This is a genomic window from Chlorobiota bacterium, from assembly GCA_016700335.1.
Classification (GTDB): Bacteria; Bacteroidota; Ignavibacteria; order OLB7; family OLB7.
The window spans coordinates 2,992,317-3,015,138 of the sequence record CP065014.1; the positions used below are offsets into that span (position 1 = coordinate 2,992,317).

At 29.8% G+C, this 22,822-nt stretch carries 20 protein-coding genes and 1 pseudogene; 5 read left to right on the forward strand and 16 right to left on the reverse strand.

Annotated features, from left to right (window positions below; translation table 11 throughout):
- Window positions 1–77: 77 nt before the first annotated feature.
- The 16 genes and pseudogenes from IPP08_12150 to IPP08_12225 all read right to left on the reverse strand — a co-directional run bounded on the left by IPP08_12150 (window position 78) and on the right by IPP08_12225 (window position 16,438).
- Window positions 78–2,497: pseudogene (locus IPP08_12150) on the reverse strand (hypothetical protein).
- 473 nt (window positions 2,498–2,970) lie between these two features.
- Complete coding sequence (locus tag IPP08_12155) at window positions 2,971–3,900, reverse strand: sugar kinase (GenBank protein ID QQS66492.1); 930 nt, start codon at window positions 3,898–3,900, stop codon at window positions 2,971–2,973.
- Window positions 3,901–3,918: 18 nt separating this feature from the next.
- On the reverse strand, window positions 3,919–5,088 hold the full coding sequence (locus IPP08_12160; protein QQS66493.1) for an MFS transporter: 1,170 nt from the start codon (window positions 5,086–5,088) through the stop codon (window positions 3,919–3,921).
- Window positions 5,089–5,228: 140 nt separating this feature from the next.
- Window positions 5,229–6,113: an ATP synthase F1 subunit gamma gene (atpG, locus tag IPP08_12165; GenBank protein ID QQS66494.1), complete on the reverse strand. Its 885-nt coding sequence runs from the start codon at window positions 6,111–6,113 to the stop codon at window positions 5,229–5,231.
- Window positions 6,114–6,191: 78 nt separating this feature from the next.
- Window positions 6,192–6,599: a DUF4332 domain-containing protein gene (locus tag IPP08_12170; protein ID QQS66495.1), complete on the reverse strand. Its 408-nt coding sequence runs from the start codon at window positions 6,597–6,599 to the stop codon at window positions 6,192–6,194.
- Window positions 6,600–6,702: 103 nt separating this feature from the next.
- Window positions 6,703–8,250, reverse strand: coding sequence for a F0F1 ATP synthase subunit alpha (locus tag IPP08_12175; GenBank protein QQS67892.1), 1,548 nt, complete (start codon window positions 8,248–8,250; stop codon window positions 6,703–6,705).
- Between the two features lie 160 nt (window positions 8,251–8,410).
- On the reverse strand, window positions 8,411–8,941 hold the full coding sequence (gene atpH, locus IPP08_12180) for an ATP synthase F1 subunit delta (protein ID QQS66496.1): 531 nt from the start codon (window positions 8,939–8,941) through the stop codon (window positions 8,411–8,413).
- A gap of 88 nt (window positions 8,942–9,029) precedes the next feature.
- A complete protein-coding gene (gene atpF / locus IPP08_12185) occupies window positions 9,030–9,509 on the reverse strand; it encodes a F0F1 ATP synthase subunit B (GenBank protein ID QQS66497.1) in 480 nt (159 codons plus the stop codon).
- A gap of 257 nt (window positions 9,510–9,766) precedes the next feature.
- Window positions 9,767–9,997 (reverse strand): ATP synthase F0 subunit C, encoded by a 231-nt coding sequence (atpE, locus tag IPP08_12190; protein ID QQS66498.1) that lies wholly within the window; start codon window positions 9,995–9,997, stop codon window positions 9,767–9,769.
- 92 nt (window positions 9,998–10,089) lie between these two features.
- On the reverse strand, window positions 10,090–11,184 hold the full coding sequence (gene atpB, locus IPP08_12195) for a F0F1 ATP synthase subunit A (GenBank protein QQS66499.1): 1,095 nt from the start codon (window positions 11,182–11,184) through the stop codon (window positions 10,090–10,092).
- 172 nt (window positions 11,185–11,356) lie between these two features.
- Window positions 11,357–11,800 carry a hypothetical protein gene (locus tag IPP08_12200; protein QQS66500.1) on the reverse strand — a complete coding sequence of 148 codons (444 nt, stop codon included), beginning with the start codon at window positions 11,798–11,800 and terminating at the stop codon, window positions 11,357–11,359.
- A 71-nt stretch (window positions 11,801–11,871) separates the two neighbouring features.
- Window positions 11,872–12,096, reverse strand: coding sequence for an AtpZ/AtpI family protein (locus tag IPP08_12205; protein ID QQS66501.1), 225 nt, complete (start codon window positions 12,094–12,096; stop codon window positions 11,872–11,874).
- 817 nt (window positions 12,097–12,913) lie between these two features.
- A complete protein-coding gene (locus IPP08_12210; GenBank protein ID QQS66502.1) occupies window positions 12,914–14,494 on the reverse strand; it encodes a DUF1501 domain-containing protein in 1,581 nt (526 codons plus the stop codon).
- A gap of 161 nt (window positions 14,495–14,655) precedes the next feature.
- Window positions 14,656–14,919 carry a GlsB/YeaQ/YmgE family stress response membrane protein gene (locus IPP08_12215; protein ID QQS66503.1) on the reverse strand — a complete coding sequence of 88 codons (264 nt, stop codon included), beginning with the start codon at window positions 14,917–14,919 and terminating at the stop codon, window positions 14,656–14,658.
- 315 nt (window positions 14,920–15,234) lie between these two features.
- Entirely contained in the window at window positions 15,235–15,825 is a 591-nt protein-coding gene (locus tag IPP08_12220; GenBank protein ID QQS66504.1) for a cupin domain-containing protein, read from the reverse strand.
- A gap of 13 nt (window positions 15,826–15,838) precedes the next feature.
- A complete protein-coding gene (locus IPP08_12225; GenBank protein ID QQS66505.1) occupies window positions 15,839–16,438 on the reverse strand; it encodes a sigma-70 family RNA polymerase sigma factor in 600 nt (199 codons plus the stop codon).
- A gap of 371 nt (window positions 16,439–16,809) precedes the next feature.
- On the opposite strand from IPP08_12225, the gene IPP08_12230 reads away from it, so the two are divergent.
- The 5 genes from IPP08_12230 to IPP08_12250 all read left to right on the forward strand — a co-directional run bounded on the left by IPP08_12230 (window position 16,810) and on the right by IPP08_12250 (window position 22,799).
- Window positions 16,810–18,837: a DUF4331 family protein gene (locus tag IPP08_12230; protein ID QQS67893.1), complete on the forward strand. Its 2,028-nt coding sequence runs from the start codon at window positions 16,810–16,812 to the stop codon at window positions 18,835–18,837.
- A 133-nt stretch (window positions 18,838–18,970) separates the two neighbouring features.
- Window positions 18,971–20,209 carry a hypothetical protein gene (locus IPP08_12235; GenBank protein QQS66506.1) on the forward strand — a complete coding sequence of 413 codons (1,239 nt, stop codon included), beginning with the start codon at window positions 18,971–18,973 and terminating at the stop codon, window positions 20,207–20,209.
- Complete coding sequence (locus IPP08_12240) at window positions 20,206–20,652, forward strand: hypothetical protein (GenBank protein ID QQS66507.1); 447 nt, start codon at window positions 20,206–20,208, stop codon at window positions 20,650–20,652. The genes IPP08_12235 and IPP08_12240 overlap by 4 nt, the downstream gene beginning before the upstream one ends.
- A 31-nt stretch (window positions 20,653–20,683) precedes the next feature.
- The gene (locus IPP08_12245; protein QQS66508.1) at window positions 20,684–21,253 is read left to right on the forward strand and encodes a HupE/UreJ family protein; all 570 of its coding nucleotides are present in this window, start codon (window positions 20,684–20,686) and stop codon (window positions 21,251–21,253) included.
- Window positions 21,254–21,395: 142 nt separating this feature from the next.
- The gene (locus IPP08_12250; GenBank protein ID QQS66509.1) at window positions 21,396–22,799 is read left to right on the forward strand and encodes an MBL fold metallo-hydrolase; all 1,404 of its coding nucleotides are present in this window, start codon (window positions 21,396–21,398) and stop codon (window positions 22,797–22,799) included.
- Window positions 22,800–22,822 lie beyond the last annotated feature (23 nt).

The window sequence follows — 22,822 nt, forward strand, 5'->3', positions numbered from 1 at the left end:
ATTTTTCAAATGCATTTAATGATAAGCTAAAAAGATAAATTAATTGCAATGTACTGAAATAGGTTTACACATAATTATCATAGTTTTAAAAATTCGTATTCGTAAACTTTCGGTTCTATTTTTTCGGCAAGTTTTTTTAGCTTTAATCTTAAATCACTTATTAGTTGCATATAAGTTTCATCAGAACTTTTATTGTTCATTTTCCCTGCTTCATTTCTTCCTTGAAAATGTTCTCTAATGTCGTAAAGCGAGGCATTTACGTTACAGTTTGGTTGTTTATGATAATATTTCCAAAGTTCACGACCGGCATCAAAAACGGCGGTAGCTTCCTCCGAAAAATTTAAAGGTACTTCGTAATGTGCTTTAGGTTCGCTAACTACAAATAAATCTACTTTATCATCAGGCTTGATTTTTCCTTTGATAAACTTACTCATAAAATTACTCTCAAACTTTTCTCTTGCATTTACTTCTTGCTCGGTAAATGGTATCCAGTGATTTGTGCCATACTTTGATTGAATATTATTACTAAAAAGCGTAAATGCTAAGCAATCATTTTGAAATTCTGAATCCGTTTTCCATCCTTCGTTTGGAAATAAAAATTGGTCTCTGTCGATAAGCCATGTGGCTTCTATGCATTTACGAACTGCAAAATAGATTGAAACAGGAATTAGATTTTCTGTCGTAATTCTTGTGTGTCTTCCACCTTTCTTCCAATTTTCTTTTTCTTCATTATCAACAAAAATCATTCGTTGGTTTTGGAAGTCGTTACCAACCGAAGCCATATGACCAACGTAGTTGTTAGAAATGTTTTTTGAGTATATTTCTAACCAATCACTAATGTATTTTGAGTTGTCGTATGTTGAAATAGTTTTTTCACCTATAAAATTCCCTTTTGTATCATAAACATCGGCAATTGTTTGTTCAAATGCTTCGTCTTTGTTCAAATTCCAAATGAAAAAACCGATTGGGAAATCGCCTTTGACATTATCAAAAGAGTCGGCTGGAACAACAAAAAATTTCTCGATCGAAGCTCGAAAGAAACTTCTGAAATCTGAGTAGTTTGGTGCTTGCAGAATTTTCAACTTTGAAAATTCTGCAAGAATAATGTTAGGGCTATCTTGATATATCCTTGTAAAAAATTGAGCAAACATTTCACTACTTGCTTTAGCCATAAGTGTTTGATATTTGGTGTGTATTTTGCAAACATGAACATCTTTTCGTCCAATTCCTCTTACATTGTCACCTTCTGCATAAGGTGGATTAATATAAATAACTAATTTTTTTTGCTTTTTTGGGATGTTAATAATTTCTTGTAATGGCTTTAGTAATTTGGTAAAATCATCATTTAAAAAATCAAACTGAAAAACGTGGTCGTCTAATAAGTTTGCACCTTTTTTAATACGGTCGTGCATAACTTCAACATCTTGTTTGTCTAATGTTGAAGCCCAAATGTTGTATTTATTTGTGAATCCGTTTAATAAATTTCCTGTTCAAGCGGTACAATCCCAAATATAATATTCATCTTGCCAGTTTTCCCCCAATACATCTGTAAGGTATTTTTGGGAAAGTTCAACCCAAATTTGTGGTGTAAAGAAACTGCCTTTTCGTTCTCTTACGTCTTGAGGAACAAGAAGTCTCTTCGTTCAACTATGTAATCCCAATATTCTTCTTTTGGTGGCCTGTCGTATTAATTCCAAAATTGTGTATGAGCAACTTGATTATCAGTAAAGGATGTTTCACTATGGCTAAACAATCCAGATTCGCTAAGTTTTCGGTCAAGTTCATAATGGTCATGCTTTAATAAAACGTACAACTTTTTCCTTTAACGTATTGTTTTCTTGGGAAAGTATATCGGCAATGTAAAAGTCTAAATCAATAATACTAGCTTTCTTTGCAATTTCCCAATTTACAGCAATTGTTGGTTTTACTATATTAAGGCATTTATTGAAATAACAATAAAATTGTTTTTGTCAATTTTGGTTTTGGTCAATCCAAATTTCCCAACAATAAAATTATTTTTGATGAACTTCTTTAACTCTCTGTCGTCATTGATAAAGTTAAAGAGTAAGGCTTTGTTATCAATATCTGCTTTAACTCTTTCGTGAATAAGTTTAAATTACTTTGTTTCGTGGTTTGAAGGAGTTACGTTCCAATTAAAATCATTTATGTAAAAAACATCGTGTATATCATTGTAAGGAATGAAAGCAATTTTTTCTCCATCAAATGCACCTAACATTGATGGTGGTAAAAATTTATCAAAGGTTCTTGCTTTTCCAATTGTTAAAATTAGTTGAACAATAGATTTATAAATATCAGAAGAACCTTTTTTTGCTTCTGCCCACAATAGCGATTCTTGTTCAAATAATTCTTTTTGACTTTGGTGCATACATACACTAAAGTCAACATTGCCAATTATTTTGGAGCAGTCATATATCCAAAAGTAGTCTTGCGCTACTTTGTTTTTTAGCTCTTCTTCTCTTATGTTTTGATATTTCATTTGTCGTCAATATGTTTGGCTGTTTCAGATTTGTATTGCAATTTGCTTTAGTGTTTTTGGCTTTATAGTGTAGTGAAATTTGAAGATAAAATGTTATTTAAATCACAAATGTAGATAGAATTTTAAATATTTTATTTAAGTAGAAAAATGTAGAAAAATATCGAATTATTTGTAAAAATGAAGGAACTCATTTAAGTATTGGAAACCATACAAAAGCTCATAATTATAATTCAAAAACAAATTTAATGATCGATAGATTTTGAAAGAACTATTATCAAAAAAAACTATATTTTTAAATCAAGTTTAAGACAAAATGTAATTGTAAACTAATGCTAGGAATTATTAATTAATCTGTTAGCTTTATTTCGGACGAGTCAGCAATATTAAAACCAACAATAAAAAAGCCCACCAAAATTATTTAATATTTTTGATGGGCTTATTTACTTATTTATAATTTAAAAAGAAATTTAATTTTAATAACTGTCTTCACTAAAATCAAAGTTGGAAATTAATTGAAGTTCTTTTGCCCTATCTTTAATTTGATTTTTTGTTAAATTAAGTAAACCACCAACTGAAAATTCACTACAACAAAAACTTGCCATCACAGTACCATAGATTAAGGATCTACGGATATTTAATTCATTAACTTCACTACATTGAGATAAATAACCAATCATTCCTCCAGCAAAAGAATCCCCTGCACCAGTAGGATCAACTATATCAAGTAATGGGAAGGCTGGAGCAATAAATATACCACCATCTTTTGAAAATAATAATGCACCATGTTCCCCTTTTTTAATAACAACAAACTTACATCCCATTTCTAAAATTTTCTCTGATGCTTTAATAAGATTATGTTCTTTAGTTAACTCTCGCGCTTCACTATCATTTATAACAAGGCAATCAACGTTTTTAATAATTTCCAACACATCGGCATACATAAGTTCTATCCAAAAATTCATTGTATCACACATAACAAATTTTGGAGAATTAAATTGCCTTAAAGCTTTTACTTGCAGCTTTGGATCTACATTTCCTAAGCATACAAATTGAGTATCTTTATCTTCATCTTTAATTATTGGATTAAACTCTAAAAGTACATTTAATTGAGTGTCTAATGTATCTCTATTATTCATATCAGAATGATATCTACCAGCCCAGTGGAAAGTCTTTCCATCTGGTTTGACCTCAATATTACTAGTATTAATTCCTCTATCAGTTAATACATTAAAAGAATTAAAATCTCCACCTACAATTCCAATTACAGAAGTTGCATTACAGAAATAACTTGCAGCTAAAGAAATATAAGTAGCTGATCCTCCTAAAGCGTTTGGTGCACTTCCAAAAGGAGTTTCAACTGAATCATAAGCAACAGTTCCAATTGCTAATATTTTATTTGACATATAGAAAAAAAATAAAAATTAATTAACTTCTTGTATTTGAATTTCATGAGGAGGTTCACTACTTATAGTACTAATAAAAGTACCCATTAATGCAAATCCACCAGCAGCTAAACAATAGAATATTATTAAATCATGTTCAATTAGCCAACCAGAAACTACTGCTCCTATTATCTGAGCAACACTAGCCATTGATTGGCTAACGCCAAGTACTGCTCCTTGTTCATCACGTTTTACACTTTTCGTAATTAATGTGGTTATTGAGGGTCTTGTAAAAGCCGAACCAATACTTCCAACAACTACATTAATCAATAACAAAGTCAAATTATCTGCATACCACAAAGTTACAAATGACAAACCCATTAATGTAAAACCAATCATGCTAAGTTTTCTATCTCCAAATATTTTCACTAATCTTCCAATAAAACCTCCTTGAATAATAACACCAACTAAACCAGAAAAAGCATAAATATAACCTACATTTTTAGCGTCATATCCAAATTGACGATTTAGGAACAATGCAACACCTGCAATGAATGTAGAAAATGATAAAGTGAATGCAAAAAAACTTAATAACCAATTTCTTGATTCTACTTTACCGAAAAATCTTTTTATCTGTGAGTATCTACTTTCTATAGATTTACTAGTTGCTGGGACATCAGGTAATAAAAATATAGTGCAAAGAATTGAAGTTAGTGAAAGAAATGCTGCAGCAAATGGAGGGTAATGATAACCAAATTGAGATAAGTAACCAGACAATGCAGGACCAACTAAAAAACCTAGCCCAAAGGCTATTCCTATAAATGCAAATGCTTTTGTTCTTTCTTCTGGCTTGGTAACGTCACTAATATATGCTTGAGCTATGCTTAAATTTCCTGCTGTTGATCCATCAATCATTCTAGCAACAAATAGCATCAACAAAGAATTTGCTAATCCAAAAAATAAAAAACCAAAAAAAGTACCTATTTGACTTATTAGAAGTATTTTTTTTCTTCCATAATTGTCAGAAAGTTTTCCTAAAATTGGACCAGAAATCAATTGACAAATTGCAAAAGATGCAAATAATAATCCAACAGTGAAAGGTGAAGCTCCAAATTTTTTTGCATAAAAGGGAAGAATAGGAATTACTAGTGTCAAGCCAAAAACATCAGCTGTGACAGTCAAAAAAATTGGAATTAATTTCTTATTCAATGTTGAAGTTAAGTTTAATAAAAAAGTGAACAGTTAGAAATAAATTTTCACTCACTGTTCACTAAAAATTTCTGAAAGACTGAATGTTTTACTTCTGTTAAAATAAATTGACTATTTAAAAATTAATCATTACAATTTTCTTAATTATTCAGAGCCTCTGCACCTGAAACAATTTCAAGCATTTCTGTTGTAATTGCAGATTGGCGTGCCTTATTATATTGCAACGTTAAAGATCTAACTAATTCACGAGCATTTTGAGTAGCATTTTCCATAGAAGTCATACGTGCTGCATGTTCAGCGGCATTTGAATCTAGTAATGAGTTCCAAAATTGTGTATTTAACTGCTTTGGTAACAAAGAATCAAGCAATTCTATTTTTGACGGCTCAAAGATATAATCTGCTTTTCTTTGCTTCAAAGTTTTATCAGTTACAAATTTTTTAATTGGCAGAAATTGATCAAATGTTGGAACTTGCTTAATTGCACTTTTAAACATATTGTAAATAACCTCAACACGATCGTAATCTCTATTTAAGAAACCTGTTTTTAAATTTGAAGCAATTGATGTTGATTCTGAAAAGTTAAGATTACTGAAAAATCCTGGATAAGCTTGAACTACATTCATTTTTCTTTTTGTAAAAAATTCAACTGATCTTTTACCAACACAAATTATATCTAGATTTCCTTCTGCTAATTGCTTTGAATAATGGGTATTAATATGAATTAGTGTTTGTTTACACAAATTACTATTGAAAGCTCCACACAACCCTCGGTCTGCAGCAATTACAACTAAACATACACGTACAATTTCACGTTCTTCAAAAAGTGGATTAGCTGAAGCTCCTTCTTCGTTACTTGCAACTGATTGAATTATATCACGCAACTTCATTCCATAAGGGCGAGCAAAGGTTATAGCTTCTTGAGCACGCCTTAACTTTGATGCCGCAACCATCTTCATTGCTGAAGTTATTTGGGCAGTACTTGATACACCTTTAATTCTATTTCTTAGTTCCCTATATTTTCCCATTGAATTGTATTATTATTTCGAGCTTATCTAATTTCAAAAATTAAATATTTAATTTTTGAAAAAGTAAACAAAATTGACTTAATGACTAACCATAGGATTAAGTGTTTTTGCTTGTTCAACCCAATCAGTAACTGATGAAACTGATGGCATTGCTCTTACAAGATTTTTTTCATTATTTACTTCAAGCATTTTTGCATGTAAATTAGCTGGTACACGATTTCTGAGCTCTTTAACTGTATCAACACCAGCTGCTTCAAGCAAATCTGCATACTCTTCAGCAACACCTTTAATACGAAACAAATCTGCCATATTTACCCAACGAAGTATTAAGTCTAAACTAATTCCAGTTTTTTCGTTTAGCTGGTTTCTTCCTTGAATTGTTGCTCCAAATTCAAGAAGTTTTTCAACTGAATCAATTCCAATTAAAGTTAACTTTTCAGTATAAACTGGACCAATTCCTTCTATGTCGCTTATTTTGTATGCCATTGTATTTTAATATTTATTAAGTTATTTGGATTTTATAAAATGATTTTTTAATAAAATTCATTTAAATTCAGATATCTAGTTATTCACTATTATATATCTAAAATTATGCTTTAAAGAAATTATGAAAATCTTCTAATGAATTTTTTAACGAATCTACTATTTCTGAAGTTAACTCTCTTTTCTTAGCAATTTCTTTTAACAAATCTGGAAACTTAGTTTTTAGATGTTGAATATATTCTTTCTCAAATCTACGAATATGCTCCACAGGTACGTTATCTAAATAACCATTTGTTCCAGCATAAATAATAGCAACTTGTTCTTCAACCGGAACAGGATTAAATTGTCCTTGTTTTAATATCTCAACTAACCTAGATCCACGTAATAATAATTGTTGAGTCGATTTATCTAAATCAGATCCAAATTTTGCAAATGCTTCAAGAGTACGATATTGAGCCAAATCTAACCTCATTGTTCCAGCAATTTTTTTCATTGCCTTTGTTTGAGCATTTCCACCTACACGCGAAACAGAAATACCTACATCAATTGCAGGTCTTACACCAGCATTAAACAAATTAGGTAATAAATAGATTTGCCCATCAGTAATTGAAATTACATTTGTAGGGATATATGCAGATACATCCGATTCTTGAGTCTCTATAATTGGAAGTGCTGTTAGAGATCCACCTCCATACTCAGCGTCTAATTTTGCAGCCCTTTCTAATAAGCGTGAGTGAAGATAAAATACATCACCTGGATAAGCTTCTCTACCTGGTGGACGACGAAGTAATAATGATACTTGACGATAAGCTGCTGCTTGTTTAGTTAAATCATCATACACACAAAGTGCATGTCTTCCTCCATCACGGAAGTATTCACCCATTGCTGCTCCTGAAAATGGAGCTAAGAACTGCATAGGAGCAGGGTCTGATGCATTTGCAGCTACAATTGTTGTGTAATCTAGTGCTCCATTATCACGTAGAATTTGTACAACATTTGCTACAGTTGCAGCCTTTTGTCCAATTGCTACATAAATACAATAAACTGGCTCAACTCCTTCTGCTTTGGCTTCTGGTGTGTGAGTGTATTTTTGATTTATTATAGCATCTAATGCAACTGTTGTTTTTCCTGTTTGCCTATCACCAATGATTAACTCACGTTGACCACGACCAATTGGTATCATGGCATCAATTGCCTTAATTCCAGTTTGAAGTGGTTGTTTTACTGGATAACGAGTAATTACTCCTGTTCCTTTTCTTTCTATTGGAAGAGAATGTTTTGCATTTATAGGACCGCGACCATCAATTGGAACTCCTAAGGGATTAACAACACGACCTAATAATTCTTCACCTACAGGGACAGAAGCAACTTTACCAGTACGCTTTACCGTATCTCCTTCCTTAATAAGTTTATCCTCCCCGAAAAGTACAATACCTACGTTATCTTCTTCTAGGTTCAAAGCCATACCTGTAACTCCATTTGGCAATTCTACTAGCTCAGACATTAGAACATTTGATAATCCATAAACTCGCGCTACTCCGTCACCTACTTCCAATACGGTGCCTACATCGTGAACTTCGGCTTCACTTGAAAAGCCGGATAACTGCTTACGTAATATTGCGGTTACCTCATCAGGACGAACTTCTGCCATTATTTTTTATATATATAATTTAATTTAAAATTTCAATTTATTATTTCTAATTATCAGAAATATATTGAATCAAACTGATAACATTAAAAGTTCTATCAAAGACAAAAATGACTTTATGAATTATATTTTGAGATTAACAATGTTATTCTCAGAAACTTTTTAGTTAATTTATAAAAACTTGTCTTAATTTATTTAGATGACTTACAATAGAAGCATCTATTAATTTATCTCCAATTTTAGCTTGAAACCCACCAATTATTTTTTCATCAATTTTATATGTAGCTCTTATACTTTTACCAATTATAATATTTAATTTATTTACAACATCTAATTTTTGAGAATCACTCATATCAAAAGCAGTTGTAATAACTGCATTAATGGTATTGTTCTTATCATCAAGCAAAGATTGATAAGAGATAATAACATTTGGTAGTTCATTTGAACGACCTTTCTTTGAAAGTAATTTTAAAAAATTTTCTGTTAAAATAGAAATTTTACCACTAAATATTTCAATTAAGATACTTTCCTTTTTTGATAAATCTATAATTGGGGAGGTAAGAAATAACTTTAAGTCATGGGAGTTATCAAGCGTTTCTTTTAAGAGGATGAAATCGCTTGTAACTTTATCAATATTATTCTCACTTTGAGCCAATTCAAAAATCGCTTTTGCGTACCGTAATGCTACTCTTCCCACTTTATAAGTTTTTAATTTAAAATATTCAACAACTAAACATTACTATTTAATCAAGTAATTTTCAAGTATTAGAAAATACTTAATATAATTAATTAACTTCTTTTAAATATTGCTCAACAACTCTTTTCTGTTTTTCCGAATCTAATGTTTCTTTAAGTATCTTTTCAGCAGCGCCTATTGCTAAGCTCGAAACTTCTGTTTTAAGTTCATTTAAAGCTTGTTGCTTACTTTGAGCAATTTCTTTAGCTGCTTGATTAATCATTTTTTGAGATTCTTCTTGAGCCTTAATTAGTGATTCAGATTGGAGTCTTTCAGCTTGTTCACGTGCATCACGCATCAATTTCTGTTGCTCTTCACTCATTTTTGCTAGAGTCAATTTATTATCTTCTGAAATTCTGGCAGCTTCAGCTTTAGCAGCTTCTGCCCTATTTAAGGCATCATTAATTGCCGATTCACGGTTACTCAAAGCGGTTGTTATTGGTTTCCAAGCAACTTTGTATAATAGTGCAACGAGAATTAAAAAATTTAGAATTGTCCATAAAATTGGACCTGTATTTATGTCTAACATTAAATTATATTTTTAAATAAATGCTTTATGCAGAATCTATTTAAGGATTTAAAGAATTAATTATAAACAATTAATTATAAACTATTAATTATGAAGTAAAGTAAACCTAATTGAGTCTTTCAACTTTTCAATTAAAATTATACCTTTAATAATTTTTCTAAAAATCTTGTATTTTTAAGATTCTACTTTAAATTTAATAGTAAAAAATTTAAGGGCGGATTGATAATTATACCCACCCTTAATATATTACACAATTTTTACTTAGTAGCAAGAAGAATACAAATAACCTCTGCGAATAAAGCAACACCCTCAATAAGAGCTGCTGCAATAATCATTGTTGTTCTAATATCTGCTGTTGCTTCTGGCTGACGACCAATTGCTTCTAAAGCTGCAGAAGCCAACCTGCCAATTCCATTTGCTGCTCCGAAAACTGTTATGCCGGCTCCTACGCCTGCTGCAAGATAAGCTAATACTCTTGGATCTAACATTTTAAAAAATTTAAGTTTAAAATTTGATTTATAATTATTCGTTCTATTTATTTATTAAAAAATTATTAGATAATTTATATTTATCCTAAGAATTATATAAAATCGTCTGGATGATTTGGATCATGATGTTTCTCTTCATGATGATGTTCTTCCATTCCCATTCCTGTAAACACAGCTGTTAAAGTTGTAAAAATATAAGCTTGTAAAAAAGCTACTAAAAGTTCAAGTAAATTAATAAATAATGAGAACCCAATAGTAACAGGAATAAATGCTTTAGTAACAAATGCAAGTCCTATTAGAGAAAGTAGAATAATGTGACCTGCTGTCATATTTGCAAACAAACGAACACACAACGCAAAAGGCTTTGTAAACAGACCTAAAATTTCTACTGGAACCATTATAGGCCATAATGCCCAATGAACTCCTCCAGTTAAATGCTTAAGCCAAGCACCAAAACCATTTCTTGATATTGCACCGTATTGAACAGTGAAAAAGGCAATAATTGCTAACCCTGCTGTTGTGTTTATACTGCCAGTTGAAGTATGGCCTCCAGGAACCAACCCAATAAAATTCATTGCAATTATGAAAAAGAAGATAGTTAAAAACCAAGGTAACATTGTGTCTCCTCTTGGTCCTAAATTTGGTCTAACAACTTCATCTCTAACATAAACAACTAATGCCTCAAGTACATTGAAAAATCCTTTTTTTGGTTTTACACCATTTTTTTTATAAGAAAATCCCATTGGAATAAACATAGCTGCCAACAAAAAGATTGCAATCCATTGATAAACAACTAAACTTGTTGGTGAAAAATCAAACATTGGAGAAGTACCAGATGTTTTACCTGTCTCTTCATTATGAACAACCGTTCCTGCTTTATAAATATGATGATGTTCAAATACAAATTCACCCTCTTCATTCATTTTCTCAACGCTTGGGTAAAAATGAAAACCTTCATTATATATCCAAACTGGTAAATCTAATATTTTATAAGGACCAAAGGAAAGTTCACGATGATCACCTAAAGTTCCAAGTAATGTTGTAAATGGAGATTCAGTTACAGGTTCGTGTTCAGTATTATGTTTTGCTTTAGTTATATGTTGATCTGTAGAAGTATGTTCATCATGCTTCTTTATATCACCTTGTACTATATTACCCTCTTTAATTTGAAACTGTGGGTCTTTCATTTATAATTTGTTTAAAAAATTAACCTAATTTTAAATCTACATTATTTGCTAAATTTTTTATAAATATTTCATAAGAATTATTCTAATTCATATATAAAACTATAGTTTTGAAATAATATTTAAATTTAACAACTATTATAAAAAATCTCTAATACTTTAAAATTAATTTGAATCACTCAATTGGGAAATCCATCTTTTTTATAGCTTTATAAACTGGGTTTGTTGATTTTCTTTTAGATTCAGCATTACGTTTGTCTAACTCTTTAACAACATATGTAATTTCCATTATTACATATACAACGTAAAATCCCATTAAAGAAAGTGCTAGTGATAATTTATCAAAACCCAATAATATTAAAGCAAACATAACTCCTAAAACCAAAAACATTCGTAGAACCATACCTCCAAAAACAGAATTCATAAATACTTGAGTAGACTTATCCATTGAAAATTCAATTGATAACATTCCCAAAAATATATTTACAAAAGAAATAATCCCTGAAGCTATAATTGCCTTTGTTTGTTCTGGATTAGTCCATGCAAATAAAGGATAAACTAATAACAGAGCCATCAAAATAGTAACAGGTAAAAGTATACGGAGGAATCTAAAAATCATTATTATTCAAACTATATTTGGGGCTTAACTTAAAACATATTATTAAACTCACAAACACTTAATCAGTTACATTATTTAATTTTAACTCCAATTACGGCTCTAATAACACTTACCATTCCCCCAACAGCTCCTAAAACAATCCCTATAATCATGAACCATGGTTTAAATCCATATTTTGAATCAAGCCAATATCCAACGCCACCAAACAAACACATAGCAGCTGCTAATTGCAAACCTAATCCAGAATAATAGCTCATTTGCTTTAAAGTAGATTTCTCATCTTTTTTCTTAATCATAATTTTATATAAATGGGCAATTTATACTCTTATCCTGAAATTTAGTCGCGCAAAAATAGTGATTTTAATTTAAGTAAGAAATAAAATTCCTGCCAACTTTCAATTGATAACTAAATATTTAATTTCAATATTTTGAATATCATGAGCTTACTTCAAGCTTTTTCTAAATTTTTAAGATGATCTAATATTTATATTGACTTCTATAATGATACAAATACTTGGTTCTAATTGGGTAAATTAAATAATAAATATTCGATTTAAGAGAATAATTTTTTTACATTCAGGAGATACATAAGCAGAATAATACTAAATTTAATACAATTGAATTAAGCCATTTAAATATAAACAATTTTATATCACATTCTTAAACAGTTTCAGGCAATACTATGATAAGTACTATCTTTTGGGCATTAAATTTAACTTCAAATGTCAAGAATTATTTTAACAAATAGTTTTTTAACTGGAGGGAATGTATATTTGCAAATATTATTATAAAACAAAAAGAGAGTTAACTAAACAACAAAACAATTCCGAAACCTCAATATATTAAATAATTTTAGGTATTAATATTTACAAATGTTTAGTCATAAATAAATACAATTATATTGTTACTTATGGAACAAAAATTTCATCTTTAAAGCTTTTTGAAAAAAATCCAAAAATTAAAATTATAGATTTTGTGTTGTTTGTATTGACAATATCCAATTTAATTGATTTAAAATAAAAAATTATTATTTAATCATAAATTTACATTTAAGCCCTCTCTAATTCATCTTAGAGAGGGCTTAATAATTAATATTATAAACTAAAAATAACTTTATCTAATGCAATGAATAACTTTTGAAGACATTTTACCACCAGAATTTAAAACTAATAAATATGATCCTTGGGGAAGATCCATATTCATATTTAACTTATGGCTTCCAGATGTAAAGTAATCTTTTTTCAATAATGCAATTTTTCTACCTTCAATTGAACTTATCTCAATTTGAGCTTCACCCGCTCGCTCCATAAAAAACTCAATAGTAGAATTCTTTTTAAATGGATTTGGAGAAGCACCTAAAATTGAAGTAGAAAGATTATTGCTACTATTTGAATCAACTCCAGTTGGAGTTTGTAACACGTCTAGTGGAATTATTGAATCATCTTTTAGAACTGTTCTAGCATCTGTTAATGACAACCCAAACCATTCAGAAATAATTTCTGCATAAACTCTTCGATAATCTATTTGATACCTAAGATCTCCATTATTATCAAAATTTTTCAAATCGGGAGCGCTACCAAAAATTCCGCCATTTACTTTTTTACCAAATACAAATTGTACTGAAGCAGCTCCATGATCTGTTCCATAACTACCATTTTCTTGAGGTCTGCGACCAAACTCACTAACAGTAATTCCGACTACTTTATCTGCATGACCAAGCTTTGTCATCTGATAATTAAACTGTGCCACCGAGTCAGAAATTCTCTCTAATAAAGTAGGATGTAATCCAGTTTTTATATCTTGTTGTTGGTTGTAATGGTTATCAAACCCACCCATTGAGACAACATAAACTTTAGTTTTTAATCCGCCAGCAATAAGTGAAGCAACAGATTGCATTTGAGTACCTAAAGATGATGAATTAGACCATCCTTTAATCAAATCTTTTCCTTTTGCATAAGCATCTTTTACAGCTTGAGCATATTGATTTGAACGTTTTGCAATATCTGCAACAAAGTCATATTCAACTTTATAATTTGTACCGTTGCTTTCAACATCTAAAGAATCAATAGAAGAACCAACACCTTTTTGTGCACTTGGATCAGCAACTTCAATTCCCATTCTACCTTTATTGCTCATTAATGCAAGTGAAAATCCTGAGAACTGTACTGCAAGCGGGTGTACAGGTAATGAAGCAGGAAAATCTGGATACATTTTCTCAAGTGTTCTACCAACCCAACCAGTATCCAATCTAACATCAGGATCTGAAATATTCAAACCACTTAACCAAATATCTGTAGATCTAAAATGTGATAAATTTGGCTTCTCATAACCAACACCCTGCACAATTGCTAACGAACCAGCCTCCAGCATACCTGCCATACCTTTAGGGACTAAAGCAGGATCACCCTTTGCTAATGATGGATGAAGGTAAACATCACCAATTCCATTATATGCATCTATTTTTTTAACGCCAATGTTTGGTCTTAATTTATAATAATTATCGTCATTTACAGGAATGATATTATTAAGCCCATCATTTCCTCCAAAAAGTTGGATAATAACTAGTATTCGATCATTATCTTGTGGCATTTGAGCCATCATTTCTAGAGTTGATCCAGCTCTAAGAGTTGCTCTTCCAAGCGTAATAAGTGGTGTTGCAGCTGCAGCAGCTTTGATAAAAGATCTACGTTTCATAAATCAATAATTTATTTGATCAAAAGATATTCTATGGAAAATACTAATTAAAATTCATTAATAAAAACTCAATAAACGAGTAACACCATAATTCAATATTTCATACATTAAACAGTATATCAAAAACATTTTCTTATTAAATTTCAAATAAATTATTGGATTTATTTATTTCGAATAATCCCAATAAATCTCAATGCTATAATTAGTGCAATTGCTCCACCTACACCTACACCAAAATACTCCCAATTAAATCCTTTTTCAACATTAAAATGAAAATATTTTTCTGCTGCCCAATGTCCTAATGCAGCCCCTGCAATACCCAAGAATATATTCCATAAACAACCAAGTTGATTACTTGTTTTTGTAATTATAGTTGAAACCCAACCAATGAGACCACCTACTACTATTGTTGCTAAAAATCCCATAATTTAATAAATTTAAAACAAATATATTTATATGCAAAGTTAAGAATGTAATTGAATGTTTTGAGAAAAGTTTTAATTAAAATTACATTTGCTTAAATTAATAATTTGCAGTAAAAACTAAATAGATAAACTCTTTAATTTTAATTTTAATTTTTTTTTGATATTAGGGAATTAATAATGTTAGCGATTTTTATTGGAGGGTTATTATTGATTTTTACAAATAAAATCAATTCTTGAAAAACTTTATTAAATTTATTGGTATTTCAAAGTTCTAAAAAATGGGATTAATAAATTTTAATATAATTATATTTATTATTAAAAATATTGGTCTTGAAACATTGTTTGAATAATTCCAATACAACCAGTTTTTGTAAATGTTTCAACGTGAATATCTCCATCTTCTGTAACATTATAATCACCTTTTAACATTTCGATATTATCTGTTTGCAAATCACCTTCAAGTACAAAAAAAGTTTCATATCCATTGTGTTTATGCCTTGGAGTTTTAGCACCTGGCAATAACTTAACCATCATGGTTATATAGCCAGTTTCTTTATTTAAATGCATTGGTCTTATCGTTATTCCAGGAAACCCAGAATCAATCCATTCAATGTTCTCACCACGAAGAGGATAACTTATAATAGGGAATGAAATTCCATTTTCAATTCTTCCTATTTCATTTAATATTTTTTCTTTTAATACTAATCTTGGTAAAGGCATCGATTCAGCAATTTCCTCAGCAAAAGAAGCAATATTTTCTGATTGAGTTTTAAACTCTATCATATCTATTTTTCCATCAATCAAATCTTGCTCAAATTGATATACTTCCTCAGAAGTCATTGCTCCAATAATGTATAAACTAATTCTATCTTTCATTTCTTCATTACTAAAAAGTTCGTCTGACATCTTTTTTCTAAAATTAAAAATCTTGTGAATAATTTTTTAGATGATTTCTTAATGCAATAATTCCAGTTCTAATCCTAGTTTTTATTGTTCCTAATGGGTTACCAGTAATAGCAACAATTTCATAATGAGTATAACCCATAATAAATGACATATAAATCAAATCTCTTTGCTCAATTGGTAACTTATTCAATGCAACATAAATATTTTGATTTGCCTCGTTATTTTCTATTTCAGTAGATACATTATTATAAGAAAGTTCTTTTGAATTAGTCAAAAATGAATCTGAGTCATCTAATGAAAAAGCTTCTTCCTTTTTTTGTTTATTTCTTTTTGAACGTAGATAATCAACTGCTTTATTACGTGAAATTCTAATTATCCAAGCTTTGGCTGAGCCTAACAACTCATTATAAGATTCAGCATTTTTCCAAATGAGAATAAACACTTCTTGTAATATATCTTCAGCTTCATCCGTATTACGAACAATTGCAGTTATCACTCCATAACTCAAACGAGAATATTTATTATAAAGTGATTCTATAGCACCTAGCTTCTTTTCACCAACAGCTTGTATTAAATCTGAATCTGAGTTATACAATTTTTTATGCTCATCCATAAATGCAAAAATATAACTAGAAACTTAAATTAACTATATTAATAATTACTATAACGTATAAATTTTTCAATTGGATTTATTATAAAAAACAAAATTGGAAATTTAATTATTTTAATTTTAAACGTTCTATGTATAAGCAATTGTTTGAGTTAACATATTTAATCAAAAAAATAAAATTGTTAAATCCAAAGCGGAATGATTATCGTAATGCACTTTGTAATAGTATTAAATTTAAAAAAATAGCTTTAATTATCTTACTATTATAAAATGTTCAAATTATTAATCTTTAATCAATTTTTATTGTTAAAATGAAACAAACAAACAATTTAAGAAGTAAAAGTTTATGGGCAATTGTATGTACAACAGCATGCATGTTCGTTTTCAATGCTTTTGGAAGTAGTCACCGAGAAGCTCCATTGATAAGCAATGATGCTTTAGCGGACAATACAGACCTTTATGCCTTCAGATCTCCAGATGATCCAAACATGGTTTCAATCATTGCAAACTACATTCCTTTTGAATTACCAGAAGGTGGACCTAATTACTCTTCATTTGGTGAAAATATCCGTTATGAAATACATATTGATAACGATGCCTCAAAAAAAGGTGATGAGATTACTTACAGATTCACATTTTCTAAAATGAACGAAGATCCATCTACTTTTTTTAATATTAGATTAGGTAAACAAAATTTAAAAACTTCATACATGTGTGAAAAAAGTACTGATGGTGGAAAAACATTTTCTACGATTATTACTAATGGTGTAGTTCCTCCACCAAATATTGGACCTCGATCAATTGAAGGTGGAGCTGGTTTGAATAAACCTTATTCTCAATTAATGAAGGACGCAATTACAAAAGCTTCTTCTGGAGAGACTATTTTTTGTGGACCTGTAGATGATCCATTTTTTGTTGACTTAGGTGGAATTTTTGATTTAGGTCAAACTCGAGTTAAAGGTACTGGTGGTGCAAATGAACCTCGTGATGGCGTTGCTGGATTTAACTGCCATACTATATCTTTAAAAGTACCTATAAATATGCTTCAAAAAAACGGCAAGAATGTATCTGAATCAAAAAATATCTTAGACGGCGATTTTGTTATAGGTGTATGGGCTTCTGCTTCTAGACCTCAAATTACAACTTTATCTATGGATGGAAGTGGTAACAAGCCAACAACATCTGGAAATTGGGTTCAGGTTTCTCGTTTAGGTATGCCATTAACTAATGAAGCAGTTATTCCTATTGGTGATAAAGATAAATGGAATGCAATTACTCCTTATGATGCAAATGAAGGTACATTTGGTAAATACTTTGTTAACCCAGAGTTAGCTCTTTATATGGATGATAGTCAGTTTGGTGGTGCTGTTCCAGCTATGAAAGACCTAAGAATTCAATCAAAATCTTTGGGATCTTATGATTTTAGAAATGGGAAAGATGGATTGTACGGATTGTTAGCAACTAATGGAGGTAAAGGTACAGCACTTGATACAGCTTCTTTTGGAAAGATTCTTTTACAGAAATCTTCACCTCGTTCAGTTGATTTACTCCCTATATTTTATACAGGAGTTCCAAACATTGCACCTTATCAATTGGCAACAGGAAAAAATGGAAATCCTTTAGCTATTGGAAAACCATTTATTAATAATTTTCTTCCAACATTAGGTGATGAGTTAAGGTTAAATATGGCAACTCCAGTAACACCAAGAGATAGCAAAGATTTTAGCTCAGAAGGAATTATTGCAGCTGCTGTTTTAGGATTGACAGATTCACGTTTTAATGCTAATACTGATCTTCAAGCAATTCCTAATATGGATGGCTTCCCAAATGGAAGAAGACTTGAAGATGACGTAACAAGAATTGAACTTCAAGCAGTAAGTGGGGTTGCTTTAGCAGCAATTGGATTATGGTATGATGATTATTCTACTGGAAGCCCAGTTACTCCAAAACTTTTAGGTGTTCTTGGTTATAAAGCTGGTCCAGAAAAAAATGATATGCTTTTCTCAAACATGTTCCCTTATATGGCAGAACCTCATCGTGGATTTGATTATACTAAGAAACTTACTAGTGATGTAAATCTTCGTGATGATGATCAAAAAGGATCTGCAAATGCTATTGGAATGGCTTCACCGAATGGATTTTTCTTAGGTCAAAATTATCCAAATCCTATAACAAAAGCAACCACAATACAATTTCATTTAGCATCTTCTTCTAATGTTTCAGTAGTAATGTTTGACGAACTTGGAAAAGAAGTTTCATTTGTTTATAATGGTTTTTCTGAAAGAGGAGATCATAAAATTCAATGGACTCCAGATTCAAATACACCTGTTGGAAATTACATAGCAGTTTTAAAAATTAACGGAGAAAATAGTTCTTCAATGAAAGTTAAAGTTGTTAAGTAAATAAACTATTATAATCTTATAATTTGATTTACCGAATTAATGAAGGGCTATTTTTAATCTAAGTAGCCCTTTATTCGGTAAATAATTTAGACTTCAAAATCGATTAAAAATCTTTACACATCAAATTATTTCAATGAACTCAATTAATAAACTAATATTCTTTTTTTTATTTGCAATTATTTTACTTCAATCATGTAAAGATGGTTCGATTAAATCAAATAACAAAATAGAAATTCCAATTTTATTAGACAGGTCTTCTAGTTTTTCACAAAAAGAATTTCTTGTTGTCAAAAAAAAGTACGAAGAATTAACTAACAAAATCAAAAACAATCCTGAAAAACCTGAATCTTATACATTACTTGCTCAGCTTTTTATAAATGAAGCTAGAATTACTGGTAAGCATCATGAATACATTCCATCATGTATGAAATTATTAAACAAATCTTTGGAGCTTGATTCTACAAACTTTAATGCCAAAATTACTAAAGCCTCAGTCCTTATGACCCTTCATAAATTCAATGATGCAAAGACTTTAGCAGAAGAAGCAATTAAATTAAATGGATACAGTTCCTTTGGTTATGGAGTTTTAGTTGATGCATTAGTAGAGACTGGCGATTATAAAAAAGCTGTTGAAATTTGTGATAAATTGAATATGATAAAACCAGATTTACGTTCTTATAGCAGAGCTTCTTATTTACGAGAAATTAATTGTGATTTTAAAGGAGCTATTGAAGCCATGGAACTTGCCGCTGATGCAGGTGCCTCTGGTGCTGAAGATAGAGCTTGGGCTCTTTTTCAATTAGGAAATTTGTATGTTAAAGAAAATAAAATAGATACTGCTCAATTTATATTTAAAGGAATTCTTGAAGAAAGACCATCTTATGCATTTGCTTTTTTAGGTCTTGCTGATGTAGCAATTTATAAAAAAGATTTTTCAACTGCTTTAGAACTCTTAATAAAAGCAATTCAATTATCTCCAGAACATATTTTTTCAGAGCGATTAACCGAGGTTTATTCTAAATTGAATGATACTTTTGGAGCTAAGCTTATGTTAGATAAAACTATTGTAGCTTTTGAGATTCACCAAAAAGATGGTTGGAATATAGATAGGGAATATGCTAACTTTTGCTTAAAACAAAATTATAAATTAGTGGAAGCTTTAACTTTAGCTAAAAAAGACTATCTTTCTAGACCAGAGAATGTTGACGCTCAAACAACTTATGCATGGGCTCTAGTTTCTAATAATAGATTAGATGAGGCTAAAATTATAATTGATAAGTCATTTATAACTTGTAAAAATAATAACCAATTATTAATTATAAAGTCTTTATTACAATCCAAACTTAATCAAAAAAATAAATTCATTTCATGAAATTTATAATCATTTTTTTAATTTTAATTGGATGCTTTAACTCAATTTATGCTCATGACATACATATAAGTTATTGCCATGCAAATCTTACTTCCAAGAGCTTTATTGGTAAAGTAGTAGTGTATAAAGATGATTACATTAAGTCAAAATCAAAATTCAATTCAGAAGTAAATAACATCCAATTTTTCAAACATTTCTTTGGCATTTCTGCTAATCAGAATTATACTGAACTTACGAATATTAAATGTGGTGAAGACAATTCAACTATTTGGTTTGAGTTTTCATTTACTTCAGTAAGCAAAATTAATAAACTAATAATTGTAAATAAATTATTGTTTAATCTATATTCAGATCAAATGAATATGATGCAAGTTTCAAATAGTTCTAAAAATTATACTTCTATTTGTACAACCAAATCTCCCCTTATGAATATTATTCAATAAATATTCTCAAACCATTTTTAATTTTTTATCAATGAATTTTCAACTATTTTTAAAGCTCGGATTTTATCATATTCTTGAAGGTTACGATCATTTACTTTTTTTAATTGGTTTGATTATTGTTGCTGATAAATGGAAGAACTTATTAACAATAATCTCAGCTTTTACAATTACACATTCCACAACCTTAATTTTAAGTGCATTAGGAATTTTATCACTTCCACCAATTCTTACTGAATCATTAATTGCAGCATCAATTTGTTATGTTGGAATTGAAAATGTAATTTCAGGAAACAAAAACAAAAGATGGCTTGTTGCTGGTTTGTTTGGGCTAATTCATGGTGCTGGTTTTTCTGGACACCTAACTGATTTATTAAAAACGATGTTGAATGGTAGTGAGCTTTGGAGCACGCTAATGGGATTTAATATAGGAATAGAACTTGGTCAATTATTAGTGATTATTGCAGTTTTTCCCATAATTTTTTTATTAAGGAAATTTATAAGTTCAAAAATTATTTATAATAATCTTATTAATGAACTTTCTCGAGTTATAGCAGCAATAGGAGCAATATTATTGATTTTTAGAATATGGGAAATAAAGTAATATTTTTCACATTAAATTTATTTATAGGTAAAACATTTTATTATATTCTAAGGTAAATTATTGATTCTCTTTATTGAATTTTTAAGTTTATTTTACACTAATATTTTTTAATAATTTTCAAATAATATAATAGAATTGTAATATGAAACTTTCATTCCATGGAGCTGCAAGAACTGTTACTGGATCAAAACATATTATTCACCTAAGTTCGGGTAAAAAAATATTATTAGACTGCGGATTATTTCAAGGTATGGGTAAAGAAACTTTATGGTTAAATAAAGATTTTGGTTTTGACCCATCATTAATAGATTATGTAATTATTTCTCATGCACATATAGATCACATTGGGTTATTACCAAAGTTAGTTAGAGAAGGCTTTAGTGGTCCTATTTTTTGCACAGAAGCTACAGAAGATTTAGCAAACATTATGTTAATTGATTCTGCTAGAATTCAAGAAGAAGATGCTAGACATATTAATAAGAAATTTGAAAATGAAAATAAGGTTCCCGTTAACCCTTTATATTCAGTCGAGGATGCTCAAAATGTTTTTCCCTTTTTTCAATCCATTGACTATAATACTCCAAAACAAATTGATGAAAATATAGAGCTTACTTATTCTGATTGTGGTCATATACTTGGAAGTGCTGCTGTAAATTTAAAAATTAAAGATAAAGGAAAAATTTCAAGAATATGTTTTAGTGGTGATATTGGAAGATATAGAGATATTATTTTGAGATCTCCAGATGTTTTCCCTCAAGCAGATTTCATTATCATGGAAAGTACGTATGGGGATAGAATTCATGATGATACCAAGCAAATAACAGAAGAATTGTTGGGTTACATTAAAAATACTTGTTTAAATAAAAAAGGTAAACTTATAATTCCTGCGTTTAGCATTGGTCGAACTCAAGAACTATTGTATGCTTTAAACAGACTTGAAAATGAAGGAAGACTCCCAAATTTAAAATATTTTGTTGATAGCCCTTTGTCTATGAAAGCTACTCAAATTATTAAAGATCATCCAGAATGTTTTAATAAAAGTGTAAAGCATTTACTTAAAACTGATAACAATATATTCGGGTTTAGAGATTTGCATTTTATTGAAACAGTAGAAGAATCAAAAGCCTTAAATCAAAGTAATGAGCCATGTGTAATTATATCTGCATCTGGTATGGCTGAAGCTGGTAGAGTTAAACATCATATAGAACACAATATTGATAATAATAGAAATACAATTTTAATAGTTGGTTATTGCGAGCCATTATCATTAGGTGGTAGGCTTTGTGCTGGTGCACCATATGTAAAAATTTATGGAGAAGAACACCAAGTAAAAGCTGATGTTGGTGTTATTAAAAGCATGAGTGCTCATGGAGATTACGACGACCTTTGCCAATGGTTAGCATGCCAAAATCCTCAAATTGTAAAAAAATTATTTTTGGTTCATGGTGATTTTGAATCTCAAGAAAATTTCAAATCTAGACTTATTAAAAAAGGATTTTTAGATGTTGAAATTCCATTCCAGCATCAGGTTATTGGTTTAGGTTAGATATTTAATTTAGCTAAATTCAA